This is a genomic window from Flavobacterium arundinis (assembly GCF_038289855.1).
GTDB lineage: Bacteria > Bacteroidota > Bacteroidia > Flavobacteriales > Flavobacteriaceae > Flavobacterium > Flavobacterium arundinis.
Map to the genome: position 1 here is coordinate 234835 of NZ_JBBYHR010000002.1, position 26991 is coordinate 261825.

22 protein-coding genes and 1 tRNA gene are annotated in these 26991 nt (G+C 43.0%); 11 read left to right on the plus strand and 12 right to left on the minus strand.

What is annotated here, in order from left to right; translation table 11 throughout:
• Positions 1 to 110: 110 nt before the first annotated feature.
• From AAEO56_RS04115 to AAEO56_RS04135, 5 genes are all read right to left on the minus strand, one after another.
• The gene (locus AAEO56_RS04115) at positions 111 to 560 is read right to left on the minus strand and encodes a KTSC domain-containing protein (RefSeq protein WP_341696072.1); all 450 of its coding nucleotides are present in this window, start codon (positions 558 to 560) and stop codon (positions 111 to 113) included.
• A gap of 280 nt (positions 561 to 840) precedes the next feature.
• Positions 841 to 1386, minus strand: a complete 546-nt coding sequence (locus tag AAEO56_RS04120) for a hypothetical protein (RefSeq protein ID WP_341695758.1) — start codon at positions 1384 to 1386, stop codon at positions 841 to 843.
• A gap of 307 nt (positions 1387 to 1693) precedes the next feature.
• Positions 1694 to 2560 carry a hypothetical protein gene (locus AAEO56_RS04125; protein WP_341695759.1) on the minus strand — a complete coding sequence of 289 codons (867 nt, stop codon included), beginning with the start codon at positions 2558 to 2560 and terminating at the stop codon, positions 1694 to 1696.
• 69 nt (positions 2561 to 2629) lie between these two features.
• Positions 2630 to 3115 (minus strand): hypothetical protein, encoded by a 486-nt coding sequence (locus tag AAEO56_RS04130; RefSeq protein ID WP_341695760.1) that lies wholly within the window; start codon positions 3113 to 3115, stop codon positions 2630 to 2632.
• Between the two features lie 303 nt (positions 3116 to 3418).
• Positions 3419 to 3491, minus strand: a tRNA-Met gene (locus AAEO56_RS04135).
• Positions 3492 to 3606: 115 nt separating this feature from the next.
• Here AAEO56_RS04135 and era point away from each other — a divergent pair.
• The 5 genes from era (at position 3607) to AAEO56_RS04160 (ending at position 9576) form a co-directional block, all read left to right on the plus strand.
• Positions 3607 to 4491, plus strand: coding sequence for a GTPase Era (era, locus tag AAEO56_RS04140; RefSeq protein WP_341695761.1), 885 nt, complete (start codon positions 3607 to 3609; stop codon positions 4489 to 4491).
• Between the two features lie 102 nt (positions 4492 to 4593).
• Entirely contained in the window at positions 4594 to 5904 is a 1311-nt protein-coding gene (der, locus tag AAEO56_RS04145; RefSeq protein ID WP_341695762.1) for a ribosome biogenesis GTPase Der, read from the plus strand.
• 43 nt (positions 5905 to 5947) lie between these two features.
• Entirely contained in the window at positions 5948 to 6130 is a 183-nt protein-coding gene (locus tag AAEO56_RS04150; protein WP_341695763.1) for a hypothetical protein, read from the plus strand.
• On the plus strand, positions 6130 to 6606 hold the full coding sequence (locus AAEO56_RS04155) for a nucleotidyl transferase AbiEii/AbiGii toxin family protein (protein ID WP_341695764.1): 477 nt from the start codon (positions 6130 to 6132) through the stop codon (positions 6604 to 6606). Before AAEO56_RS04150 ends, AAEO56_RS04155 begins: the two co-directional genes overlap by 1 nt.
• Before the next feature lie 141 nt (positions 6607 to 6747).
• Entirely contained in the window at positions 6748 to 9576 is a 2829-nt protein-coding gene (locus AAEO56_RS04160) for an outer membrane beta-barrel protein (protein WP_341695765.1), read from the plus strand.
• Positions 9577 to 9633: 57 nt separating this feature from the next.
• Here AAEO56_RS04160 and AAEO56_RS04165 read toward each other — a convergent pair whose 3' ends face one another.
• Positions 9634 to 11367: a leucine-rich repeat domain-containing protein gene (locus AAEO56_RS04165; protein WP_341695766.1), complete on the minus strand. Its 1734-nt coding sequence runs from the start codon at positions 11365 to 11367 to the stop codon at positions 9634 to 9636.
• 223 nt (positions 11368 to 11590) lie between these two features.
• On the opposite strand from AAEO56_RS04165, the gene AAEO56_RS04170 reads away from it, so the two are divergent.
• A complete protein-coding gene (locus AAEO56_RS04170) occupies positions 11591 to 14428 on the plus strand; it encodes an outer membrane beta-barrel protein (RefSeq protein WP_341695767.1) in 2838 nt (945 codons plus the stop codon).
• A 251-nt stretch (positions 14429 to 14679) separates the two neighbouring features.
• Here the strand turns inward: AAEO56_RS04170 and AAEO56_RS04175 are convergent, their stop codons facing one another.
• From AAEO56_RS04175 to AAEO56_RS04200, 6 genes are all read right to left on the minus strand, one after another.
• Positions 14680 to 17067, minus strand: a complete 2388-nt coding sequence (locus tag AAEO56_RS04175; RefSeq protein ID WP_341695768.1) for a DUF5686 and carboxypeptidase-like regulatory domain-containing protein — start codon at positions 17065 to 17067, stop codon at positions 14680 to 14682.
• A 171-nt stretch (positions 17068 to 17238) separates the two neighbouring features.
• Positions 17239 to 18042 carry a TPM domain-containing protein gene (locus tag AAEO56_RS04180; protein WP_341695769.1) on the minus strand — a complete coding sequence of 268 codons (804 nt, stop codon included), beginning with the start codon at positions 18040 to 18042 and terminating at the stop codon, positions 17239 to 17241.
• Complete coding sequence (locus tag AAEO56_RS04185) at positions 18039 to 18476, minus strand: TPM domain-containing protein (RefSeq protein WP_341695770.1); 438 nt, start codon at positions 18474 to 18476, stop codon at positions 18039 to 18041. The genes AAEO56_RS04180 and AAEO56_RS04185 overlap by 4 nt, the downstream gene beginning before the upstream one ends.
• Before the next feature lie 2 nt (positions 18477 to 18478).
• Complete coding sequence (locus AAEO56_RS04190; RefSeq protein ID WP_341695771.1) at positions 18479 to 19072, minus strand: LemA family protein; 594 nt, start codon at positions 19070 to 19072, stop codon at positions 18479 to 18481.
• A 12-nt stretch (positions 19073 to 19084) separates the two neighbouring features.
• Entirely contained in the window at positions 19085 to 19414 is a 330-nt protein-coding gene (locus AAEO56_RS04195) for a MerR family transcriptional regulator (RefSeq protein WP_341695772.1), read from the minus strand.
• A complete protein-coding gene (locus AAEO56_RS04200) occupies positions 19414 to 20391 on the minus strand; it encodes a M23 family metallopeptidase (RefSeq protein WP_341695773.1) in 978 nt (325 codons plus the stop codon). Before AAEO56_RS04200 ends, AAEO56_RS04195 begins: the two co-directional genes overlap by 1 nt.
• Before the next feature lie 208 nt (positions 20392 to 20599).
• Here AAEO56_RS04200 and alaS point away from each other — a divergent pair, with 208 nt between their 5' ends.
• From alaS to AAEO56_RS04225, 5 genes are all read left to right on the plus strand, one after another.
• Positions 20600 to 23227 (plus strand): alanine--tRNA ligase, encoded by a 2628-nt coding sequence (gene alaS, locus AAEO56_RS04205; RefSeq protein ID WP_341695774.1) that lies wholly within the window; start codon positions 20600 to 20602, stop codon positions 23225 to 23227.
• Between the two features lie 245 nt (positions 23228 to 23472).
• On the plus strand, positions 23473 to 24237 hold the full coding sequence (locus AAEO56_RS04210; RefSeq protein WP_341695775.1) for a hypothetical protein: 765 nt from the start codon (positions 23473 to 23475) through the stop codon (positions 24235 to 24237).
• Positions 24238 to 24365: 128 nt separating this feature from the next.
• Entirely contained in the window at positions 24366 to 25157 is a 792-nt protein-coding gene (locus AAEO56_RS04215; RefSeq protein ID WP_341695776.1) for a hypothetical protein, read from the plus strand.
• A 112-nt stretch (positions 25158 to 25269) separates the two neighbouring features.
• On the plus strand, positions 25270 to 26031 hold the full coding sequence (locus AAEO56_RS04220; protein ID WP_341695777.1) for a hypothetical protein: 762 nt from the start codon (positions 25270 to 25272) through the stop codon (positions 26029 to 26031).
• Complete coding sequence (locus AAEO56_RS04225; RefSeq protein ID WP_341695778.1) at positions 26032 to 26988, plus strand: GSCFA domain-containing protein; 957 nt, start codon at positions 26032 to 26034, stop codon at positions 26986 to 26988.
• Positions 26989 to 26991: the final 3 nt, after the last annotated feature.

Consider the following 26991-nt stretch of genomic DNA (forward strand, 5'->3'; position numbering starts at 1 on the left):
CGAGACATGCCGAGATTTCGTGCTTACTCTTAGGAGTACATGCAGAATTAAGGATAAACAAAAAAGCCTTCCGTTTCGGGAAAGCTCTTGTATGATATAATAGCGTTTGACTACTCAGCCTCGGCAACGATCTTGGATGCGCTGCGGTAAAGGTAGGTTCCATAAATATGCCTGCGGGCAAAACGTGCAGGTGATTCTGCATTTACCATTTTCACATAAACGTTCCTTGGTACGCCAAAATACTCGTAGCTGCTGCCATCAAGGAAGTTGATGTATAATGCCTGTTTCTCGAAGTAAAACTCCGTGATAGGTGATGCCGATGTGGTTTTAGTATATTCTTCTTTATTCTTTTCAGAAGTTTCCGGGGCGATGCTCACCAAAAAGTGGTACGCCTCGATGATAGCCTTGCTCCTGTCTTCGGCTGCATGCCTTTCCTCATCGGTGGTGCAGGTATCAGGATGGCAGTCTTTCATGCTGTTCCTGTAAATGGTTTTCAGTTCTTTTAAAGTAGCCGCTTTGGTAACGTCGAGTAGCTTTCTGTACTCAACAATTTTATTCATATTCATAATTGCAGTGGTAAAAACGCCTTTGTTAGCGGCGGCAAAAGTAGTCAATTATCCCGAGCGCACAACACATGATAACGAAATATTCAGGATATTAAGCAATTAGGTAACCGATGAGCTGTTTTCAAAGATATTTTTAACAATGGATTATTCATTCCGTAAAGTTATCTTCAAATACAATTGTATCGTTATTGCAAACCCCACAACCTGATAAATGTTTCAGCCTGTCAACTACATAATTGAACTCATTTATCCCACCGGTAAATTGCGGCAATCCCTAGCAACCCTTATTTTTGCTAAAGTCACGTTTAAAAAGCACCTTACCATTTTGCTCAATATAGTCGCCCGATATAATTAAGTAAGGATGATTATTGGAATACCCTGCACTGCGGCTTCTTACTATTATGTTGTCGTTAACTTTCAGGCTGTCCAACTTCCGGAATTCCTCAGTAGTAAATTGCATCATGTACTCTTCGTCTCCAATCCTGACGATAAGCCATTTCGGCCCTGATTTCGAGTTTTCACGCTGAAAAGTAAGAGAGGTTACGACGGCTTCCATATTAGTAAAAGCGTTTATGTACTTCCTTATTTTATCATGGCTGGCATGCACTTTTTTACCTTCAGGAGAAACCTCCCATTCTTTGTACTTTATACCGTCAGGAGAAGCCTCCCATTTTTTCATGGCATCCGGGTCCGGTTTCCTGTGAACAATGGACATAGGCTTTTGGGATGGCTTAGTTTCAGTTTTAATTTCACAATTGGCAAATAACATTCCGCTCACCACAACAAGCGGCAAGATCAGGACATAGAGATTTTTTTTCATCTGTTTCATTTTTTAAATTGATTCAGCGAATCTACTTTGATATTTTACGACTCGGCAATTTGCATTGTAAATTAAAATGTAAACTTTGTAAATAGATTGTAAATGGTGCGTTTTTACATGGATCCATAGCGGATATGAGGCCGAAAATGGCCATAAAAAAAGCAGTAACCTGATGATTACTGCTTTTCATATCGGAAAAAGATCCGTTTCGCGCGGCGGATATGAGCCATCTAACTAATGATATTTGTAGAAAATAAAAAAACTACCTGATTCCTGATACCTTTCATTTATTGAAACTTGACTTTATTTACTTAAGTAAAATCTCTAGATTTTTCAGACTTCGCTGAATTTTAGTGTCTTTTCTCATTTCTGCATAGCTACCTTTAAAGTCAAGTATTATATCTAAAAGCTCAACTGTTGAAGGATTGGTAAGTTTCTGTCTTATTGTGTTTAACAAGGTTACAAATTTTTGCTTAGAAAGGGTGAGTTGAAGTTTGCTGCTAATATTATCAGTAGTGAAGGACAATAATGCTACTGTGGCTTGATAATTATCAAAAGAATTAATTAACTCAAAATATATTGTTTCTGCATCCCATGCCACACCGTTACCATTTGTTAAGAAAACTTCAACTACCGTTAGAACATAATTTTTATTAATGGCTTTGGGTACTTTAGGAGGCATTCCAATAACTCTGATTAATTCCTTGGCGAACGGCGGTTCATTATAAAAGTTATTATTTCCTCTGTGTGCATTTAGTAGATTGTGCATAGCCAATTGAATTTCTAAAACCCTTAAGTCATCAGGAATATAGCTCAAACCATTAACTATTTCTAAAAATTGCCTAGCCAATTTCCTTGGTTCCAACATATGATTTGCAGAAAAATATGCATATTTAATGCCAAATTCATCTTTAACATCTTCATCTATTGCTTTCCACAGAAGAGGTAATAACAATTTAATATTTTGTCTTGTTTGCGTATCAGTGTCCTCTCTAGTGTAAATTCCAAAAAAAGCTGAAGCCAAATTATTGGATTGCTCATTAGTCAATTCAGTCAGGAATACTCCAATTTCGTCGGCATTTTCGGCAGTGATTGGCTCTTTTTTAATGTTTGCTAATAATCTTTTGATCTGTATTGCTCCATTAGGGATTGGTAAAGTTATAACTTCTTTCATACAGGTTTCAAGCCAAGCAATCAACTGCAGTCCTGAAATTTCATTTTGATTAGGATGGGCGGCACTTGCCTAATTTCTCATATAGTTAATATGCACCAAATGTCTATGACCTACATCCGAAATAAGCTCAATTTCTTTCGCTCCGTTAATCAGATCACTATCAGGCAATTTTACGAGGTCTTCCTCGCTTCTAAAGCTTTTTCTCTTATCACCCCCTACTGTGTTATCATAAAAATATTCTAAATCAAATTGTGCTACTCTTTTCCTTAATTGGAGAATAGTTTCATCCCACAGATAATTGAGAGATGCGTCAAACAATCCAGATGCCGAAGCGGCTAAAAATTTCGCTAAATACACAGACTTAGTAGTCATTTCAGGATCAAGCTGTTTAATAACATAATCAACGTTTGAAAAAACTCTTAAACGTTCTTCTACGCCCACAAAAATCCCTGTAGTGGGTAAATTATGATTCTCAAGAAAGGTTACTAAACCTTTTTCAAAATTTGTTAATTGAGCTGGGTAGTTATTTTCTTGTGTTTGTAGTTCCGTACTCATAGGTTATAATGCAATATGATTGTTAAACTTATAAATTAATATCATTCTATCTGATTCATCGTTAGATTTTATACATTCTATAATATATGAACATCAGAAAAATGCTAAATTATTAAAATCATTTGTCTTAATTATAGATTTATAAAATTATCCACGTAATAAATTTATTTTGAGCAGATTATAAATAGAGATGGTAATATTGAAATTTCAAAACTGTGTCCGCCGCGGCGAATATGATACCTCAGATAAAACAATATTTTCCAAAAACAAAAAACCCTCTCATTTCTGAGAGGGTTGCTTTAGTAGCGGGAACAGGACTCGAACCTGTGACCTTCGGGTTATGAGCCCGACGAGCTGCCTACTGCTCTATCCCGCGATCTTCGAGTGCAAATATACGACGGTTATTTGAAATAGCAAGCTAAATTGCATAAAAATCTTTTATTTTCGGTATTGCGCTGATATGCCTACCTTTGCGGCATAATTATTTTTTTATGGCACATAAAGCAGGTTTTGTAAATATCATAGGCAACCCGAACGTCGGGAAATCGACCCTCATGAATGCATTTGTAGGCGAGCGCCTCTCCATTATCACCTCCAAGGCGCAGACAACGCGCCACCGTATTTTGGGTATCGTGAACGGCGAGGACTTCCAGGTAGTGTTATCTGATACGCCCGGCATCATCAAACCGGCCTACGAGCTACAGAGTTCGATGATGGACTTCGTAAAGTCAGCCTTCGAGGATGCTGACATCCTTATATATATGGTAGAGATCGGCGAGAAGGAACTGAAAGACGAGGCCTTTTTCAATAAGATTATCCATGCCAAGATCCCCGTACTGCTATTGCTCAACAAGATAGACAAGTCGTCGCAGGAAGAACTGGAAGAGCAGGTACAGCTTTGGACAGAGAAAGTACCGAACGCAGAGATATACCCTATCTCGGCATTAAAGAACTTCAACGTTCCTGAGGTGTTCAGCCGTATTATCGCGCTGATGCCGGAGTCACCCGCATACTACCCTAAAGACGCGCTTACTGATAAGCCAGAACGTTTCTTTGTAAACGAGACCATCCGTGAGAAGATCCTTTTGCATTACGAAAAAGAAATTCCGTATGCCGTTGAGATCGAAACGGAAGAGTTTGTTGAAACCGACACGATAATACGCATACGTGCCGTAATAATGGTGGAACGCGAGACCCAGAAAGGTATCATTATCGGGCATAAAGGTGAGGCCATCAAACGTGTGGGTATGGAAGCCCGCGCAGACCTTGAGAAATTCTTTGGTAAGCAAATACACATCGAAATGTTCGTAAAAGTGAATAAAGACTGGAGGAGTAACAGCTACCAGTTGAGGAGGTTTGGGTACAATCAGAAGTAGTTTGTTTAAAGTTTAAGGTTTAACGTTGCTACTCAGAACTTTGAACTTTAAACTTTAAACCTGAAACTTTATATGTACTTTTGCAAAAATTTAAAATAAGGAATGAATAATATAGTAGCTATTGTAGGAAGGCCGAATGTGGGCAAGTCCACTTTTTTTAACCGCCTGATACAGCGAAGGGAAGCTATTGTTGATTCTGTCAGCGGGGTGACCCGTGACAGGAATTACGGCAAGAGCGAATGGAACGGGAAAGAATTTTCGGTGATCGATACCGGCGGATACATTAAAGGATCTGACGATGTTTTTGAAGCTGAGATACGCCGTCAGGTAGAGCTTGCTATTGACGAGGCCGATGTTATCATCTTTTTGGTAGATGTTGAGGAAGGCATTACACCAATGGATGACGAAGTGGCAAAACTGCTTCGCAAGGTGACCAAACCGGTTTTATTAGCGGTAAACAAGGTCGACAATTCTATGCGCGAGAAAGATGCTGTAGAATTCTATAACCTTGGACTTGGCGAATATTATACCATTGCCGGCATGAGCGGATCGGGCACAGGCGACCTTATGGATGCGCTTGTAAAGCTGCTTCCGGATGCTGTTGCTCCGGATGAAAATGCTGTAGCACTACCCCGTTTTGCCGTTGTAGGACGTCCTAATGCAGGAAAATCTTCCTTCATTAACGCGCTTATCGGCGAAGACCGTTACATTGTTACCGACATTGCAGGGACGACCCGCGATTCTATTGATACTACCTACAACCGTTTCGGGTTCGAATTCAACCTGGTTGACACTGCGGGTATCCGCCGTAAGGCCAAGGTGAAGGAAGACCTTGAGTTCTATTCGGTGATGCGCTCCGTTCGTGCCATTGAGCACAGTGATATCTGTATCCTTGTTATTGATGCCACCCGTGGTTTTGAAGGACAGGACCAGAGCATCTTCTGGCTTGCCGAAAAGAACCGTAAAGGCGTTGTGATCCTGGTAAACAAATGGGACCTTGTTGAAAAAGAGACCATGACCACCCGCGATTACGAACGTAAAATACGCGAAGAGCTGCAGCCGTTTACCGATGTGCCTATCCTATTCGTATCGGCGATAACAAAACAGCGTTTGCTGAAAGCGCTTGAAACTGCGGTAGAAGTATTCGAGAACAGGAAACAACGCATTGCCACATCAAAACTGAATGAGGTTATGCTGCCTATAGTTGAGGCCATGCCGCCACCCGCGCTGAAAGGCAAGTACGTAAAGATCAAGTTCTGTATGCAGCTGCCTACACCTACCCCACAATTTGTATTCTTCTGTAATATGCCGCAGTATGTTAAGGAGCCGTACAAGCGTTTCCTTGAGAACAAGATGCGCGAGATATACAATTTTGAAGGTGTGCCGATAGATATTTATTTCAGGCAGAAATAATCTATCCTGTTTTTGATTAACTTTGTGTAAAAACAACGCAGTTATGGAAATACGGTTTGAAACAAAAGAAGAAAGCAACAGGAGGCGGCAGGAAGAATTCCTGAAATTATCAGGAGGCGAAAGAGTGATGAATTTTCTAAAGCTTTCGATGCAGATGAAAATGTTCCCAACCAGTGCAAAGCCTGATAAATCTTCTAATTTTATTATTGAAATCTCTTCGAAGTAATGCTACAGGCCTGGAACGAAAGCATCAGTAATTTTATAGCTTTAGCAGCTAAATATAAAATAAGGATGCTTATGGTTGGCGGTGGTGCGGTAAACTTTCATGGATATCAACGTCATTCAGCCGATGTTGATTTTTGGATAGAGACAACTGATGATAACTTCAGAAAATTAGTTGCTGTTTTTAAAGAATTGGGATATGACATTGATGACTTTCCTCCTGCCGTAATAAACCAGGAGCAAAATATTTCTGTTAAATTCTCACCAGAGGACCTTGATTTGGAACTGATCACGAATTTCTCAGTTAATAAGCCTTTTGAACAGGCATACACCGATAGTGTGGTGGTCGAAGCAAGCGGAGCCACATTTTTAAGATGGAATGTTCTGTCACTTGAAGACCTTATTACCAGTAAAGTTAAAGCTAACCGCCCAAAAGACCTTTTAGACATTATGCAATTAAAGCAAATCAATAATAAATAGCACCACAAGCTTTTCCAGAAAAAATTTCATACACTTTTAAACTTTACCGTTGAAATACAGTCTAAAATAGTATCACACTCTGTCGGGTGTGATATTTTTTTTTAATGAGTACCGCACAAAACATTTAATTGCTTAACCTCTATGCGCCTATTACTATACTTCTTATTGCTTTGCAGCATGGCCGGATATAGCCAGAGTGTTACGCTCAAAGGTGTGGTTACTGATAATACAGATTTTCCGCTGGAGTCGGCGACCATTTATCTTATAAGGGTTAAAGACTCTACAGTTGTTGATTACACCATATCCGGGAAAAGCGGCAATTGGGAACTTAAGGTACCCCGGATAAATGCACCGGTTACGCTGAAAATCTCGTATGTGGGGCTGGCCAATTATAAAGAAGAATTGCCGTCTGTTGATAAAGACCGTGATTTTGGCACGCTGAAACTGCAGGATAAAGCTACAGAGCTTAACGAAGTAGTGATAGAAAGCGAGATACCTCCTATCCGCATTAAGAAAGATACTCTGGAGTTTAATGCCTCTTCGTTTAAAGTAAGGCCGGATGCGAATGTGGAGGCTTTACTTAAACAGCTTCCGGGAGTCGTGATAACGCCCGATGGAAAAATAACGGTAAACGGCAAAGAGGTGAACCAGATATTAGTTAACGGCAAACCCTTTTTTGATGCAGACGGCCAGATAGCGCTGAAGAACCTGCCTGCCGATATGATCGACAAAGTGCAGGTATCCGACACCAAAACAAAAAAAGAGGAGCTGGCAAAGCAGATGGCCAGCGGCGATAATTTCAGCATTAACCTAACAATAAAAGCAGACCGGAACAAAGGCCTCTTCGGGCGGATAACAGGCGGGTACGGCAGCAGCGGGCGGTATGAGGCCAGCGGGCTCGTCAACTATTTTAAGGACAAGCAAAAAATAAGCATCCTGGCATCATCGAACAATATCAATTCGTCAGGGTTTACTTCAGATGAAGTATTTGGCAGCATCGGCAGGGGCGCAAGCGCACAGGCACTGACGGGAAGCAATAATACACCCGGCATTACGCAGAGTACCACTGCCGGGGCCAACTATAATGACGAATGGTTTAAGGGTTTTGACGCAAGCGCAAGCTATAATTTCAACGGGGCTTCAACCGAAAACAGGCGGAGGTATGAGGCGATAAATTATTTGCCGGAGAGTGAAGATGCAGACAATCCGGGGACGATCATCGATAAGAGCTATACAACGCAGTCGACATCAAAATCAGACAGCGATACCTATTCACACAGTTTTAATAGTGAGCTGAATTACAAGATCGACTCCACAGCAACCATTAACTACAGGCCAAGCTTTAAGCTTTCCAATTCGAACAGCACTACATCCTCCAACAGCTTTTCGCAAAGACTGGCCGATTCCAGGCTGCTCAATGAAAGTACATCGGCATCACAGTCCGAAAGCGACAGCAGGGGGCTCACAAATAACCTGTTCTATTTTAAGAATTTTGCGCGCAAAGGGAGGGGCCTCAGCGTTACCCTTTCGGCAACCGATAATGCAACCGAACGGAAAAACCTTAACCAGTCCAATACCATAAAATACACCTATCCGGGCGGAATTGCAGAAACTACGACCGACACCCGGAACCAGGTACTGAATAATGAAGGCACTACCAATAACTACGGTGTTGGGGTTGACTATTTTGAGCCCATTACCGATTCGCTGCGGCTCGATATAGGCGCTAATTATACGTTAGCTAAAAACACCAGCAGCAGGGACAGCTATGATTACGATCCCATATCAGATACGTATTCTATTTATAACGATGCGCTTTCCAACTACCTTGCTTCCGAAACCGGTTCGATTTCCCCGACAGCCGGGTTATCGCTTGAAAAGAGTAAACTTAGAATAAGCGGTGAAGTTGGCGCGCAATTCTCTTCTTTTAAAAACAACGCCACTTACATGGACCAAAAATATGCGCTGGACAAAAGCTACATCCTGCCGCAGGGTAATATCCGGGGAAATTACCGGTTCAGTAAATCCAAGTCATTATCCGGAAACTATCGGTATGCGGTTAGCTTTCCTGATGCTGACGAGTTGCTGCCTGTGGAAGACATCAGCAACCCGCTCAACACTTTCATCGGTAACCCCGACCTTGACCTTACCGAATCGCATAACTTCAGGGTAGGTTTCCGCAATTTTGACAATGCTACCCGCACCGGCTTTAATATATCGGGCAACGCCGTTTTTTACAATAACCAGGTTACACAATTTACCACAATTGATGAAAGTGCTAAGAGGACCACTACCTACCGGAATGTATCGGGTATTATGAACAGTTCGCTGTCAGTCAACTGGAACAAATCCTTTAAGAAGGAAGCCCACGAGTTGCTGCTGAATACGGGGATTTCGTTGAATTACAGTACCGATAAAGGGTTTCTCAACAGCGAGCTGTATAATTCCAAATCTATCGGACTCACGCCAAATTTTAATGTGACCTACCGCTATGGCGAGCTGTTGACGATAAGCCCTTCGTACAGCTTCAACTATAACGAATATAACTATACCAACTACAGCGTAAATTCTGCGTCAAGCTTTGTGCACAATGTGGGTATGGAAGCTACCAGCTATTGGCCGAAACATACCGTAATAGGCGCTGATTTTGGGTATACCTACAACTCCAACATCCCTGATGGATTTAAAAAGGATTTTTACCTGCTCAACACAAGCGTTGGCTATAATTTCCTGAAAGACCAGCTGTTGTTTAAAGTAAAAGTATATGACCTTTTAAACCAAAATACAGGCGTTAAAAGAACGGTACAGGCAACATCCGTCACCAACGAGGAAAACATTGTCCTGAAGCGCTATGTAATGTTCTCGCTCACTTATAAACTGAGTAAATTTGGGGGAGCGCCTCCTGCAGACAACCGCCGTGGGGGCCCGCGCGGAAACAGGCCTCCGGGCAGCGGACGCGGACGTATGTAAAAGCATAAAGGCACAACAATGCTGCGCCTTTATAATGAAACTTACCTGAGTATACGGTTACTCCGCTGATGCACCAGCCGCCTCAGAGGCTAACTTACTCTTAATGCGTTTCCCTGCATTATTTTCGGTAACTGACGCCGACCGCTTGAAAGAAAGCGGCGAAAGTGGGTATTGAGCAGTTACATCGAACCAAATGACTTTCGGGATATACGGCAGCAGCCAGAAAATATTACCAAAACGCGGAGCATCGGACTGGAAAACGTCAATATAATAGTCGTCGTATGAAAAGCATTGTAAAAACACAAAGAAAGCTTCTATATAGTCAGAGTCATTAGCAGCATCGAACTGGGTATGGTCAAAGGCTAAAAATTGGTGCTGTACCGAAGTAAACTCCAACAACGTCTTTCCGAACCAGCCTCCCTTATAGGTAATTGTAATGTCAAAAATGGCATTTTTTATATCATTGATTTTCTGTTCGCCCAGACTGATCAATTCTTCTTCGGAAGAGCAAGCCGATAATTGTTTTTTCAGGTCGCCGAGGTCGATGACACTTTCAACGACAGAACCTAAAAAGTCAACCAGCAGCTTTGAGATATCGTCGTCCACATAGGCTAACGAAAGCGAGCGGTTGGTTTTGTTGATCGTTTTACGAAGGGCTTCAATTTCATTCTCCGAAAGCATTGCTTTTTCAATATCGAAAATTGTTGCCGCCGACCCCAACCTGCCCTGGATGAATTTCAAATACCGCTCTTCTGCTTTTTTCAGTCTGCCTTCGTTTGTCCTGAGCATGCCATAGGCTTCTTCCATCTTTGCAATATCGCCCGATTCCAGCAATTGGCATATTTCCAGGAAGCTATCATCAACTTTGTTATTTCTTTTAAGGAATGCCTGGGTATCATTCCCCCAAAGTGTACCCTTAATGCCGTACTTACTCGCTATTTGTGATCCGGAAATATCGATACCATTCAAAAGGGGCAAGTCCAGTTCCGGAATCTCGAGTATCGGGTTATTGTTGATATATAAGCCAAGGAGTCCTTTCAATTCGTTAATGCTGTCCGGGACCCGGGTGAAATGACATTTCGCAAAATAAAGATACCTCAAAGGGCTTCCGGTAAGTTTCGGAAAGTCATTTATCGGGTTATTATCCAATACTAAAAAATCAAGTTTGGGGAAATGCGTCAAAAAAGAAACGTCGGTGAACTTATTATCATTCAGCCGTAATGTATCAATAGTACAGTCTTTTGCCAATTCGATCTTTTCGATACGGTTTCTGCTGATATCCAGCCTTTCGGGAACGTCAAACACCCAGTTGGGGACAGTTTCAATTTTGTTATCCTGAAATGAAAGTCGTTTTGCATTAACTTTCCTTACCGCATCGGGAATTTGCTCCAGCCCACAATCCCGAATCTCAAACTCATCCGCAGAAATGGGGTAAACAATATCTCCTTCAGCATATTTTACAAATGAAAGCGAACGGAAATGCGTATGTTTTACCCAAACCGGAATGGGTTCATTCCACAAGCTGAGATAGTCTATCTTCAGGTGATTTAATATCTCAATACTGTTCGCGTTGGGTTCCCATTTCTTTGCCCTCACCTTTTTGGTAGCGAGGTTTTTCGGTATCTTTAAAATATCGGCCAGGGCTTTACCTCCGGTGTATTTTAAAATATCAGCGTAATATTCCAGTGCTTCTGCTTTCACAGCATCATTGGCTTCAATTGTGGGCAGTGCCTTTTTCATGGCTTTTTCATCCCCGGAACGGAAAATATTTTTTACTTCCTGAATTGTCATTATCGGTTTGTTTTTTTGGTTAATTGGACCTAGGCAACAGGCATTCATTGCGGCTATACGTCCTGAACAAAAATATGCAATTGCCGTTACTATATCCAAACTGATCGATCCTGTTAGTATTAAAAAAAAACTTGTTATGAGGAATACTCATAATAAATCCCGTATTTCGCAGTTTTATCAGTGAAACCTTACCATAAACCAACAACCTATTACCAAATTTTACATGCACAAAATCCTTACTTTCGTTTTGTTTTTCGCCTGTACAACATTTAGTTTCAGCCAAAACATCACCTTAAAAGGAAAAATCACCGACACTGAAGATTTTCCGCTCGAATCGGCAACTATCTATCTAACGTCAGTAAAAGATTCTTCCGTAATTGACTACACTATCTCAGGAAAAAGCGGTACCTGGGAATTGAAGACCCGCAAAATTTCGCAACCTGTTTTCCTTAAAGTTTCTTATGTTGGCCTTGCCGACTACAGGCAGCAATTCGATTCTATGACAGAAGACCGCGACTTCGGTACGCTAAAGCTTGCCGACCGGTCGACACAGCTTAATGAATTGGTTATCGAGGGGGAGATCCCTCCAATCCGCATAAAATCGGACACGCTCGAATTCAATGCCTCATCGTTTAAAGTACGGCCTGATGCCAATGTTGAAGCGTTGCTAAAGCAGCTCCCCGGCGTTGACATCGACGAGCAGGGCAAGATAACCGTAAATGGCAAGGAAGTAAACCAGATACTTGTTAATGGCAAGCCGTTTTTTGATAAGGACGGAAAGATCGCCCTGCAAAACCTGCCAGCCGACATTATTAACAAAGTCCAGGTTACCGATACCAAGACCAAGCAGGAAGAATTATCGGGACAGAAAGCAACCGGCGATAATGCCAGCATTAACCTTACTATAGACGAAGACAAAAACAAGGGCCTCTTTGGGAAGATCATGGGCGGCTACGGGAGCAGCGGACGGTATGAAAGCAGTGTTTTGGGCAATTATTTTAAAGGCGCCCGAAAAATAAGCATTCTTGGCTCTTCGAACAATATCAATTCCACCGGCTTTTCTATGAATGAGATTTTCGATAATATGGGCGGTGGCAGGAACACGTCGATCTGGATGAACGATGACGGTGGGTTCGGCATCAACGGCATGCAGTTTGGCGGCGGAAAGGGCATTACGCGATCGAATATACTCGGGGTAAACTATGCAGACGAATGGGTGAAAGGATTTGACGGCAACGCCAGTTATTTTTATACCGGCGCCAACTCTGAAAACCAAAACCGTACACGGCAGACCAATTTTCTGCCTGTAACAGCCGATGCCCAAACAGGCGAAATGGTTGACCCGAGCTACAGGATCGAATCAAATTCGCGTACCAACAGCAACCAGTACGCCAACAATTTCAGCACAGAATTCAATGTAAAGATCGACTCAACGGCTACCATTTATTTTGCCCCGAAATTTGTATCTGCAAATTCAAAGATAAAGAGTGATGCAAGCCAGGAAACGCGCAGCGTAGCAGATGAAAGACTGCTGAACGACAGCGATTCCTATACGTTTAACGAATCTGACAATAAAGGTTTTGAGAGCTATTTTGTTATGAACAAGTCTTTTAGCAGCAAAAAAGGCCGTGGCCTGAACGTTGTTTTTCAGAACGATAACAATACTAATAATGGCACCGAATTAAACCAGTCGCAAACCAATAAATATTCCTATACCGGCGGTGTGCAAAGCGTTACAGCCGACGACCGGAACCAGGTGCGGTACAACAGGAAGGCCAATGATAACTATACTGCAGGTTTTGAATATCTTGAACCTGTTACCGACTCCATGCAGGTAAAAGTGGCCGTGAACTATGAGTATAAAAATGTACTCCAGGACCGTGACGGCTTTACCTTTAACAATGTTACGAACGGCTATACCGACCGTAATGATGCGCTTTCCAATTACCTTACCTCCAAAACCAATACCCTGCGGCCAACGGCAGGTTTCAGCATCAGCAAAGATAAACTGTGGTTTAATGTTGAGGCCGGCCCACGTATTTCCAGCTTTAAAAACCGTTCTGACTATATGGGACAGGCGTATAGTATCAATAAAAATTATGTATTGCCATCTGCCGACCTGCAATTGAGCTACCGGATGTCTAAATCCAGGTCGCTGTGGATCGGTTACAGCTACGATGTCAACTTCCCCGAACCTAATGAGATCCTGCCCGTAGAAGATATCAGCAATCCATTATATACTACCATTGGTAACCCTAATATCGATCCCCAAAAATACCACAACCTTAACCTAAGCTATCGTGATTTTGATTACGCCACACGTTCCGGATACAGTTTTTGGGCAGGTGGTAATTATAATGAAAACGAGGTAATGGCTTATACCTTAATAGACGAAAGCGCCAAAAGCACTACAACCTACCGGAACATTTCAGGGACTTATTACAGTTGGTTTGGTGGGAACTGGAGCAAATCTATCAAGAAAGAAGGGCATACCTACAGGTTTAGTTTAGGGATAAACGGAAACTACAATGTCGGCAAAGGGTTCCTGAATACGGAACTATATGATTCTAAAACACTGAGGATTACGCCAAGGGCCAACTTTACCTATGAGTATGGCGAACTGCTGACTATTAACCCATCGTACAGCTTTACCTATAACCAAACCGACTACTCATCTAATTATCCTGTTAGCCAGGCATCCAACGTGGTACATAAAATCAACCTGCAGACAACCAGCTACTGGCCCAAGCATGTGGTTTTTGGCAATGACTTCGGCTATACCTACAACTCGCAGATCGCTGACGGATTCAAAAAGGATTTCTTTTTATGGAATAGCAGCTTAGGTTATAATTTCCTGAAAGATAATTTATTATTTAAAGTAAAAGTATATGACCTCCTCAACCAGAACATAGGTACTTCCCGCACTATCAATGCAACCAGTATACGCGATGAGCAGAATATCGTACTCAAACGCTACGTGATGTTCTCCCTTACCCTGAAGCTTGATAAGTTCGGCACCAAGAAAAAAGAGGATACCGGCTCACCATTTTGGTGGTTTTAATATAATAACAAAAGGCTGCAATCGCAGCCTTTTTTGTTTCAATACAATGCTTCTTGATAACCTCTACAATTGACCTTATCGTACGGCAGATTTTAAATTTCACGCAAAGCCGCAAAGTCGCAAAGACTCATGCCGAATTGTTACGAATAAAAGCCGCAAAACTGAATTGCTGTGCAATCTTCCCCTACAGACTTCGCGACTTTGCGACTTTGCGCGAAAATCAAAAAAATTAGCGAGAAATCGACCACTAACTACTTAACGGAGAAACTCAATGTAAACTTGAATGCAAAGTTATCATTTGAATCCGGCAGCGAATATCCCCCGTAACGGTAATACAAGCCTGCTCCAAAACCCAGGTACCCAATATTAAGGTAATTCATTTTGAAGAGGTTATCTAACTGTAAACCGGTTTCTGTGAAGAGCTTATTCTTGGTTTTATACGTGATGAAATTATGTGTCCCGCCTTTGGTAAGATCACCCCAGCTGAAATTGTTGTGAATTGATATCTGTGGCTGGAACCAGCCGGCTTTGAACAGCAACCCGCCAAAATTATGGGATGTAAAGAGGTTGGCATATTTGTCAGATAAAAACTCATAGGGCATCATGGTTTGGAAGGTGTTCTTCATAATCACAGGATAGTCTTTATCATAGCTGCCCTCGCCTGTAAAGAGCAGCCCGTATGGCAATGTCCTGTCGATATAGCCTGCTTCCAGCCTATAGGATGATTTCCCTATGTTCTTTGTAAAGAACGACTGCTCTACAGCGCCTTCAATCTTGTTATAGTTGAGTTCACCGCCAAAAGCATCTTTCAGGCCCCTTGAATAAGAAAGGTACAGTATGGGATATTTGGTGCTTTGGCTTACATTTTGCTTAAAGCTCTGCACGAACCGCTCCCTGAAAGCGAACCTGAGGTTAACCGACAACTCTGTATTTTTATAGCGGCTGAAAGAAGTACCGTCGTTATTTATAAATACGTAGTCATACTGCGGTGTAACGGTTTCATTGCGGAAGCCAATATTCCATTTGGCATACCGGAAAGTACGAAAGCCGATATTCAGGCTGTTCTCTTCTATCCGGTCCATTTGGTAGGCGATAATGCTCCTCACATTATAGAACATTGGTGTGTAATCGAATCCGTGGTTGCCGGTTTCGACAAGGTTATCCTGGTATTTTGCCCCAACGGTAAACTGGTGTTTTTTAGAAAATTCATAAATAACTTCCCCTCCGTATTTCCATTTGTAGTCCCTCGAACCATACCCGAAAAATCCGCCGAGTGTCAGCTTCTCAAAAAGCTTCTCGTTGGTATAAAGCCCAAGACCCCATCGCGCGCCTTCGTATTTATTATAAACGAGTGTTTTTGGTACATCGATATCAATAAATTTAATCGGGATACGGCCACGGGCAAACTTCTCCATAAAAAGCAGCATCCCGTCAAAATTCCCTTTCTGCCCGAGGCTGTCCAATACGGTATAGGTAGTGGTTTCGGCGGTATTGAGCTTTTCGCGCCGCGCATCTTCCCAGTAGACACTGTCTTTCTTAGCTGCATTATCCTCTATCCAGACCGATTCCAGCCTGAAATCCCTCTTTGTCAAAGGCAAGCCGATCTCAACATTATCAATATAGCTTTTGCCCTGCGCATACATGCCTGTTTTCGGTGTGGGATAGTCGGTAAACTCCAGTGTAAAATCAAGCTGTTCCGGAAACCAATAGCCTTCCTTAGTAAAAACATACTGCTGCTTTATCTGTATGTCGATCTTTCCTTTATCGTAAGGTGATGCCGTAACATTCTGCACCGCATACTTATTGGTGTTGATATATAGCAGGCCTGTCAAACCATCAAAATTCTTATGCGGAAGCGGCTTGTAGGATATTATATAAACAGTATCCTGTTCGCGATAAAGCGTATCCCTAAGCGTAAACCTGTATTTGCTGAGGCTGCCTTTGCTAATGGGGTTAAGGTAGTTGCTATTCAGGAACGGGATGTTGTCCTTATAAAAGGAGAACGGCTGGAGGTCGGTAGCCAGTGAGGCGAAGCTTGGGTTTTTGAACCCCGAGACCTTGGTGGCAAGCACTACTTCCTCGCTCATCTCCGGCTTCAGGTACTTGCGCTCGGTAACCGACTCCATCATCATCAAATGGCCGTCCTTAAAAACTTTACGCATCTTAAGGCTGTCTTTTGCTGCTTCCGACCGGATATCATAAATAACTTTATTATAAGTCTTGTACCTGAAAGAGGCAATATTCTCAGGGTCATTTTTTTCTTTGTTGGCAATCACTTTACGCATTATGCCGTAAGCAGGATCCTCAGTAGGCGTAATTACCAGTTCTTTAAGCTCATTTTCTGCGAAAGCAAGCTCAATAACCAGATCCTGAGTTTTGTTTCCAAGGGCAATGGTTTGGCTGGTATACCCAACATAGCTACAGGTTAGCGAATTTACCGGAGTTGTTCCTGTCCATGAAAATTTACCGTCAATATCCGTACTGATACCAAGTGTACTATCATTATTGAAAATTATGCTTGCAAATGCCAGCGGCTCATGAGTTGTGGCATCTGTTACTTTTCCGCTTACGCGATGCTGCCCGTGCATAATTGCAATAACAAAGAAAGACAAAAAAAGCAATAGGTTTTTTAGCTTCATAAAAAGGTGGTTAGGAATGCAAATAGCAAACGAAAAAACTTACGGAATTGTATGTTTTAGCTGTAAAAAAAGCCGCGTTAGCAGCTTTTTTTATATTATTCTTTCGGTAAACCTAAATTTTGGCAAGAGTGCAGCTCAATCTGAATTCTGAAATCTACAATCTGAAATACTTTACCAGCTTCCCCCGGCACCGCCGCCACTAAAGCCGCCGCCACCGAAACCGCCGCCAAAGCCACCACCGCCGCCGCCGGAACTTCCCCAGCCGCCACTGCTTCTTCCGCCACCCATGCGTCCAAGGCTGCTTAGTATAAGGATATCGCCAAGCGTGCTGCCTGTAAAGCCGCGGCCACCTCGTCCTCCACCGCCTCTTTTTGAGATAATGATAAAGATTATAACAATTATAATAAAGACGATAGCCCCTATCGGTATGCCTCCGCTACCCGATTTTTTGCCATCGCTTCCCTTTCTTTCTCCCTTATATTTGCCCCGCAGCATATCGAATATCGCATCAGTACCTTTGTCCAGGCCGTTATAGTAACTCCCTGCCTTGAATTCGGGAATGATCACCTCACGCGTCATTTCCCCAAGTTCGCCCGCAGTAAGCCTGTCGTCTACACCATAGCCCGGCGTAATCCATATTTTACGTTCGGATTTCGCCAAAAGGATAAGCACCCCATTGTCTTTATCAGCCTGGCCTATGCCCCACCCCTGCGCCCATCGGGTACTGAGGTCGGCAATGCTTTCGCCTTTGAGCGATTCAATAGTGACAATTACGATCTGGGTCGAAGTCGTATCAGAATAACGCACCAGCTTCTCTTCGAGCGCCTTCTTTTCATCATCGCCTAAAACCTTTGCATAATCATATACGCTGGTCTGGAATGATGGTTTTTCCGGAATATCGAATTGCGCGAAGGCTGCCATCGGGAACAGCAGTATTGCCAATAGCAACATTCCATATATATAGATTTTTTTCATCCTTTTGAAATGGTATCAGGAAGTTCGTTTTTGTCAGCATCTGCAAAAGGGAAGTAGGTTTTCAGGCGCTCGCCGGCACGCAATATACCTTCCACAAGCCCCTGGCTGAAGCGTTTTTCTTTAAAATGGTTCAGCACGATCTCTTTGGTGCAATCCCAAAAATCGTTCTCGACAACTTTATCAATCCCTTCATCGCCAACGATCGCAAACGTCTGGTCTTTCACGCCAACGTAGAACAACACGCCGTTGCGTGCCGCCGTGGCCTGCATGCCTAATTGCTGAAAAACCTCCTTTGCCCTTTCGAGCGGAGGTTTTCCTGCGTTTTCTTCTATATGCACCCTTATCTCCCCGGAGGTGTTTTTCTCCGCCTGCCCGATTGCAGCAATAATAGCTTCTTCATCAGCGGGAGTAAGGAAATCCTTTGCTTTAGCCATGGCTACTTGATATTAAAGTTCACATCGGGCGCCTTATCAGAACCGGCAGAAGCTTCAAAGTATGGTTTTTCCGGGTAACCGCCCAGGAACATCGAATTTGGAAATTTCAAAACGTAGTTGTTGTAATCTTTCACAGTCTCGTTGAATCGGGTCCTCGATGTACGGATCTCATTTTCTGTAGAAGCCAGCTCGTCCTGAAGCTTCAGGAAGTTTTGGTTGCTCTGCAGTTGCGGATAGGCCTCCACAGAAACCAAAAGCCTTGACAAAGCCGAAGAAACACCCGACTGCGCCTGGTTAAATTGTGCCAATTGTTCCGGTGTAATATTCGACGGATCTACAGTAACCGAAGTCGCTTTTGCCCTTGCTTCAGTAACGGCAGTAAGCGTACCTTTTTCAAAATTAGCAGCGCCTTCAACCGTTTTTACAAGGTTGCCGATAAGGGCATTGCGCCTCTCATAAGAAGTTTGTACGTTACCCCACGATTCTTTTACGCCCTGGCTTTTAGTTATGGCGCCATTTTTAACGCCCATCGCCCAAAAAAAGATTATCACTATAATTACTACAATTATACCTACCGGTATCATCCATTTTTTCATGTCTCGTTTGTTTTAAAGTTCGTTCTTTATGTTTATTAAATTGCTTTTAATAGCTTCTAATTTACTAATAATTTCAAATTTATCAAGGGTCTTTTTCTGGCCTTCCTTCAGGTGTACGCGTGCGCCATCAAGCGTAAAGCCGCGTTCTTTTACCAGATGGTAAATGAGCTGGAGGTTCTTTACATCCTCAGGCGTAAACATACGGTTGCCCTTTGCGTTCTTCTTTGGCTTGAGCACATCGAATTCCTTATCCCAAAAACGGATAAGCGACGCATTGACGTTGAAGGCCGTAGCGAGCTCCCCTATGCTGTAATATCTTTTTTCCGGCAGTTCTAAATGCATTAATCGAGAGATTGGTTTTCCTGGTTAGCTAATTTAGAAATTAAAATGTATTCTTTCGCAGAAATATTCCCGTAATAGAAATTTAAAGGGTTTACTACCTCGCCATTCTTGTGCACTTCATAGTGCAGGTGGGGCGCCTCACTTCTGCCGGTACTGCCCACATAGCCTATCACATCGCCACGCTTTACCTTCTGGCCCGCCTTTGCCTTGAATTTGCTCATGTGGCCGTACAGCGTTTCGTAGCCAAAGCCATGGCGTATCACGATGCGGTTGCCGTATCCCGACATCTTATTATCGGCAGCGACAACAACGCCGTCGCCCGTGGCAAAAATTGGCGTGCCGGTGCGTGCCGAAAAGTCCATCCCGGCGTGGAACTTGCGTATCTTGGTAAAAGGGTCGCTCCTGTACCCAAAACCGGAGGCCATCTGGCGCAGGTCTTCATTTTTAACAGGCTGTATTGCCGGTATTGAAGTGAGCAGTTTTTCTTTGTCCTTCGCCAGTTTGGCAATCTCATCAAGCGATTTCGACTGTATAACTAATTCCTTAGAAATTATATCCAGTTTTTTAGAAGTGCTTATTACCAGTTCGGAATTGTTGTAGCCTTCCATTTCCTTGTATCGGTTTACCCCGCCAAAGCCTGCCTTGCGCTGCTCTTCGGGTATGGGTGTGGTGTTGAAATAAGTGCGGTAAATGTTGTTATCGCGTTCCTCGATACTGGCAAGTACCTCATCGATCTGGTCCATCTTTCGGTTAAGTATCTCGTAGCGCATCTGCATATTCTCTATCTCGCGTGCCTGCAGCCGGTCTTTCGGTGTTTCGAAGAACGGGGTGTTGAGGAGCGCCACAAAGCACAGGAACCCAAAGAGCGCCGCCGCAGTGAGGAAAAGCAGGACAACACCAACTTTTTTACTCACCTTAGGCTTTATCTTCCGGTACGCCAGGTTTTCTGTGTCAAAGTAATATTTTACCTTCGCCATGTCTTAAAATATTCTATTTTTGCACCTTATGGAAAAAAGCATGTAAGGTGCATAAATCATAAACGAACAAATGTAGTAAATGTTACGGTTTTACGTAATGGTTTTTTAGCATATAGATACTTCGGACAATAAAATTAATTCATAAAAGACCCCAAAGGTTTTAAAAACCTTTGGGGTCTGAGCAGATAAAATAAACAAAATTTCAGGTATGAAATCCCAGGATATCAGGAAACAATTCTTACAATTTTTTGAAAGCAAAGGCCACCTAATCGTGCCTTCTGCCCCTATAGTAACCAAAGACGACCCAACGCTGATGTTCAACAATTCCGGCATGGCGCAGTTTAAGGAATACTTTCTGGGCAACGGTACACCGAAGAGCAAGCGTATAGCCGATACCCAGAAATGCCTTCGCGTGAGCGGCAAGCACAACGACCTTGAGGATGTGGGTTTCGATACCTACCACCACACGATGTTCGAAATGCTGGGCAACTGGAGCTTTGGCGATTACTTCAAGAAAGAGGCCATCAACTGGGCATGGGAACTGCTTACAGAAGTATACGGCATACCTAAAGACATTCTTTACGTGTCTGTTTTTGAAGGCAGCCCGGAGGAGAACGTACCTTTCGACCAGGAAGCGTATGATATCTGGAAAGAACTAATCTCTGAAGACCGTATCCTTCTCGGAAACAAAAAAGACAACTTCTGGGAAATGGGCGACCAGGGTCCGTGCGGGCCGTGCTCGGAGATCCACGTAGATATCCGTTCTGCTGCCGAGAAGGCGGAAGTTTCGGGTAAAGACCTTGTAAACAACGACCACCCGCAGGTAGTGGAAATATGGAACAATGTATTTATGGAGTTCAACCGCAAGGCTGACGGCTCACTGGAAAAACTTCCTGCGCAGCACGTAGATACCGGTATGGGCTTCGAGCGCCTGTGTATGGTTTTGCAGAACGTTACATCGAATTATGATACCGACGTATTCACCCCGCTAATAGAAAAAATCGAAACCCTTACGGGCAAGAAATATAATTCGAAGGCTGCAAATGATGCCGAAGAAAAGATCAATATTGCTATCCGCGTAATTGCCGATCACGTGCGTGCCGTGGCGTTTGCCATTGCCGACGGACAGCTGCCAAGTAACGGCGGTGCAGGGTATGTGATACGCAGGATATTAAGGAGAGCTATACGTTACGGCTTTACCTTCCTTGATAAGAAAGAGCCGTTCATCAATGAGTTGGTGGCTGTATTAGCCAACCAGATGGGCGAATTCTTCCCGGAGATAAAAAACCAGCAAGGACTTGTGACGAATGTGATAAGGGAGGAAGAAAATTCTTTCCTTCAGAAATTGGTGCTCGGAATGGACCTTTTGGAAGATGTTGTTACCGAAACGCAGGGCAAAGAAATCGAAGGTGCTAAAGTATTCAAGCTATATGACACGTTCGGATTCCCTGAAGACCTTACTGCACTTATCCTTAAGGAAAAAGGCTATACCTATGATAAGGCGGCTTTTGATATCGAACTGAAAAAACAAAAAGACCGTTCCCGTGAAGCCAATGAAGTAGCTAAGGGCGACTGGGTTATTTTAACAGAAGGCAATACGGAGAGTTTTGTTGGCTATGACCAGACTGAAAACGAAGTGAAGATAACCCGTTACCGAAAAGTAGACTCTGCAAAAGACGGTGTGCAATACCAAATCGTACTGAGCGCGACCCCATTCTATCCGGAAGGTGGCGGTCAGGTTGGCGACCGTGGTGTATTAACATCTGCCAATGATCGCATAGAGGTACTTGACACCAAAAAAGAAAACAACCTTATTATACACACCACGCAGGAATTGCCCGAAAATATTGAAGGCACTTTTACTGCAAAGGTAAATGAGAAATTGCGCGACGATTCGGCGAGCAACCACTCGGCTACCCACCTGCTCCACCAGGCACTGAGGACCATCCTTGGCACGCATGTGGAACAGAAAGGCTCATTGGTTAGCCCGAACTACCTGCGCTTCGACTTCTCGCATTTTGCTAAAGTGACCGATGCCGAATTGCAGCAGGTCGAGGATTTCGTGAACGCCCGTATACAGGAGCACCTGCCGCTTATTGAGCGCAGGAGTATTCCGTTTAAACAGGCAGTGGAAGAAGGCGCGATGGCGTTGTTCGGAGAGAAATACGGCGACAATGTGCGCGCGATCAAATTCGGGGACAGTATGGAGCTTTGTGGTGGCATCCACGTGAGGAACACTGCCGATATTTGGTATTTTAAAATAATAAGCGAAGGTGCAGTGGCAGCAGGCATACGCCGTATCGAGGCCATTACGAATGAAGCCGTTAAAGCACATTTCGCTTCGCAGGAAAAAGCACTTGAAGAGATAAACAATACTCTGAAAAATCCGCAGGATACCCTGAAAGCAGTGGTATCGTTGCAGGATGAGAATACAAAACTAAAAAAACAGCTTGAAGGCCTGCTTCGCGATAAGGCAAAAAGCCTGAAGGGCGACCTTGCGAAAGAACTGCAGGAAATAAACGGCGTACAGTTCCTTGCCAAACAGGTAGACCTTGATGCTACAGGGGCCAAAGACCTTGCGTATGAGCTGGGCAACCTTGGCACCAACCTGTTCATCGTACTCGCGACCAATGACGAAGGCAAACCGATGCTGACGTGCTATATCTCCAAAGAGCTTGTTGCCGAAAAAGGCCTCAATGCCGGACAGGTGGTTCGCGAACTGGGCAAATACATCCAGGGCGGCGGCGGCGGGCAGCCTTTCTTTGCAACCGCAGGCGGTAAGAATGCGGCGGGTATTAGTGAGGCACTGGTTGCGGCTTTGGAGTTTGTGAAGTAAAAAGCAGCAAAGTTACAGAGTGGCAGAGTTGCAAAGTTTATGGGGAGACCCTTACTTTGAGACTCTGCCACTTTTATTTTGAACTTTGAAACTTTGCCACTCTGCAACTTTTTTATTCCTTCCCCACTTTGTTATTTTGTTACTTTGTTATTTTGTTACTTTGTTACTTTGTTACTTTGAAACTCTGCCACTTTGTAACTTTGAAACTTTCCTTACCTTTGGATTAAAATTAAAAATTCAGCTACATGAAAAAGATCGTATTACTAGTGATGGCAATGGGGCTATTCGCTTCCTGCTCTAATGATGACGGGCCATCGGGCACCGGCGGAAACGGGGGCACCAGCGCTACCCTGCTTAAAAAAACCATTGAAACCGCCCCTGACGGAACAGAACTAATTTCGACGTACATCTACGAGGGCAACAAGATCACGACCATTAACCATAACAACGGTACTATTGAAAATTATGCTTATCAGGGAAATTTCCTCACTGAGATCAGGCATTATAAAGATGGCGGCCTTATCAGGAAAGAGACATTCCTTTATGACAGCAACGGTACATTTGGGGCACATATAGACTATAACTATGACCTTGCAAATCCTGTAAACAACAACGCCGTCCGCACTGATTATTCGTATAATGGCAACAAAGTAAATTTTGCACAATTCACCGGAGACGACAGCAATCAGACGAATGCTTACCAAACGGGGACACTGACGCTTGTGAGCAACGGGAATATCATAAAATTTGAAGGCTCAGCAGGAAACAAAACCATCAATTATTCTTACGACGTTAAGAATTCACCGCTTAAGGAAGCCTACGCTTACGGGATCCTGGCGCTTACACAATTTGAGGGGGGTGTAAATAACGTTACATCAACACTGGTATCACAAAATGGCACTACAGGAAATACACTAACCACCTACACTTACAACAATAAAGATTATCCTGCAACAGCGGTGCACACCACTACCAACAGCAGCGTTTATAACATCCAGTATTTTTATTAAAAATCCGATTTTGATAACCCGCTTTATCTTTTTGACATAGCGGGTTATTTATTTAACAATGGCAGCAATTTTTATTTTTATTTTGTGTTATCATTGCAGAATTAATCACTAATCAACCAAATTTACCAATGAAAAAAGTTTTTGCAATGGCAGCTATTGCCTTATTTATGATGACATCGTGTTCTGATGACAGTTCTTCTTCCAACAACAATAACAACAACAGCGACACTGTATTATTGAAAAAGACGATTGAGACATCACAAGAAGGAACCCTTACAACAACTTTTACTTATGATGGCAATAAGCTCATGAGAGAAGATTATTCTGACGGAGGTTACCTTGAATATTCTTACACTAATGGTCATTTGGCAGATATGAAATATTATGATGCAGGTAACCTTCTTACAGATAAAGATATTTTTACTTATAACAGCAATGGTAAATTGGCTACTTATGTTGAATATCATTACCCTTTAGAGGAAGGTGATGAAATTTGGGTTGAAAAGTCGGTTTATACATATAATCCGGATGGAACGATATCCTTTAAATCTTTTCAAGGTGATGAGGTTTCGCAGACTGAGCCATGGTACGCCGACGCCACAATAAATTTAGTTAACGGGAATATAATAAGTTTAATGTCAACAAATGCTGGACAGACAACAATATGTACATATGATACTAAAAATAGCCCATACAAAAATACAGTTGACTTCGATGCTATGGCACTTGCTTTTCTGAATTCAGATCAAATGACCGAGAGCGGGATAAATAATGTTTTGACATTTGATCTCGGTAACGGTGATGTAACTGAATCAATTACTTACACATATAATTCTGATAATTATCCTGTAACCTCTGACAAAACAACAAGTTACTTTGGTGCTGAATCACACACCAATATCCAGTACTTCTACGAGTAATATTCATAGTTATAACCCGATACGCTGCCTGTTTTGGCAGCGTATCTTTTTTAACAGTGCTCCAATCACTCTTTTTTGCTATTATTGTAACGATTAAAAAATTATCTACTTTATGAAAAAAATTTATGCAGTGGCTGTTGCCATCCTGCTCCTTATAACATCCTGTTCTTCTGACTCAAATTCAGAAACCGACGCTGTCAATGTAGTGCTTTTGAAAAAAACTATCGAACAATTCCAGGACGGTTCCATGCTCATCTCTCTGTACCAGTATGATGGTGCGAAATTGGTATTTGTTTCCAAAAGCAACGGAGAGCGCAATGAATTTACTTATACCGGTGACCAGATTACCAAAGTGGAGCATTCCGGGAATAATGAAGACGCAAAAACAACCGAATTCACTTATGATGATGAAGGAAAGGTGTCCGAAATGCTCGAATATGGTTTTAACACCATACCGGGCGGGGAAGGCGAAGTGCCTGTACAGGTGCCATGGGCCAACAGGACTACATATACGTATAATACGGATGGTACTATTTCATTGGCAACGTATACTGGCGACCACGAATCGCAAACACAACTTACCGGTGAAGGCATGCTTACAATGGCCAATGGCAACATTACGGCCTATGCATCGGCATCCGGTAATGCAACCTATACGTTTGATGCCGGTAATAATCCCGAGATGAACATAACAGGAATCAATCCTGTTAATATTGCATGGCAGTATGGAGGGATCAATAATATTACAGCCGCAAACCAAGGTGGCGGAACAGGTTCGTACTCGGCTACCTATACCTACAATTCAGGTAATTACCCTATAACAGCCACAGAGGTTGAGGGAGGCGAAACGACACAAATCTGGTTTTTGTACTAAATGCAGTTCACAACGCAAATACCCATACAAAAGAGCAATCATCCTATTGATTACAATTCGCGTGTGGTGTCTTTGGGCTCCTGCTTTGCTGTAAATATGGGGCAAAAGCTGGATTACTTTAAATTCAGGAATACAACCAATCCTTTTGGGATACTGTTCCATCCGCTCGCCCTTGAAAAGTTCATCGCCTTTGCTGTACATGAAAAAACGTTTACCGAAGCCGATATTTTTTTTCACAACGAACGCTGGCATTGTTTCGATGCGCATTCCAACCTAAGCGATCCGGATAAGGATGTTTTACTCCAAAATTTAAACAATGCAATTGCTTTGGCGAATGCCGGAATAAAAAGCGCCACGCACCTTATCATCACGTTGGGAACGGCGTGGGTTTACCGGCATAAAGCGACCGGCGGCTTTGTGGCCAATTGCCATAAAGTCCCGCAAAAAGAATTTACCAAAGAGATGGTGCATATTATGGAAGTTGAAGACATTCTTTCTTTTATGATCAAACTATTACACAGCCTGAATCCGGCATTGCAGGTTATTTTTACAGTGTCGCCGGTACGCCATATTAAAGACGGGTTTACCGAAAACCAGTGGAGCAAGGCCAACCTTATTGCCGGCATCCATGAAACGCTGGACCCGAAACACGGAAACAGCAACTGTAGCTATTTCCCGTCTTACGAGATAATGATGGACGAACTGCGCGACTACCGCTTTTATGCCGAAGATATGATTCATCCAAACCAAACGGCTATAGACTATATCTGGGAGCGTTTTACAGAAGCTTTTATTACTATCGAAGCCCAGGCTACTATGAAAATGGCCGACAACATCCAAAAAAGCCTGCAGCACCGTTCCTTTAACCCTGATTCTCAGCAGCACCGGGATTTCTTATCCAATCTCAGCGATAAGATAGAAATGTTGCAGCAACAATATCCGCATATTCAATTTTAGATT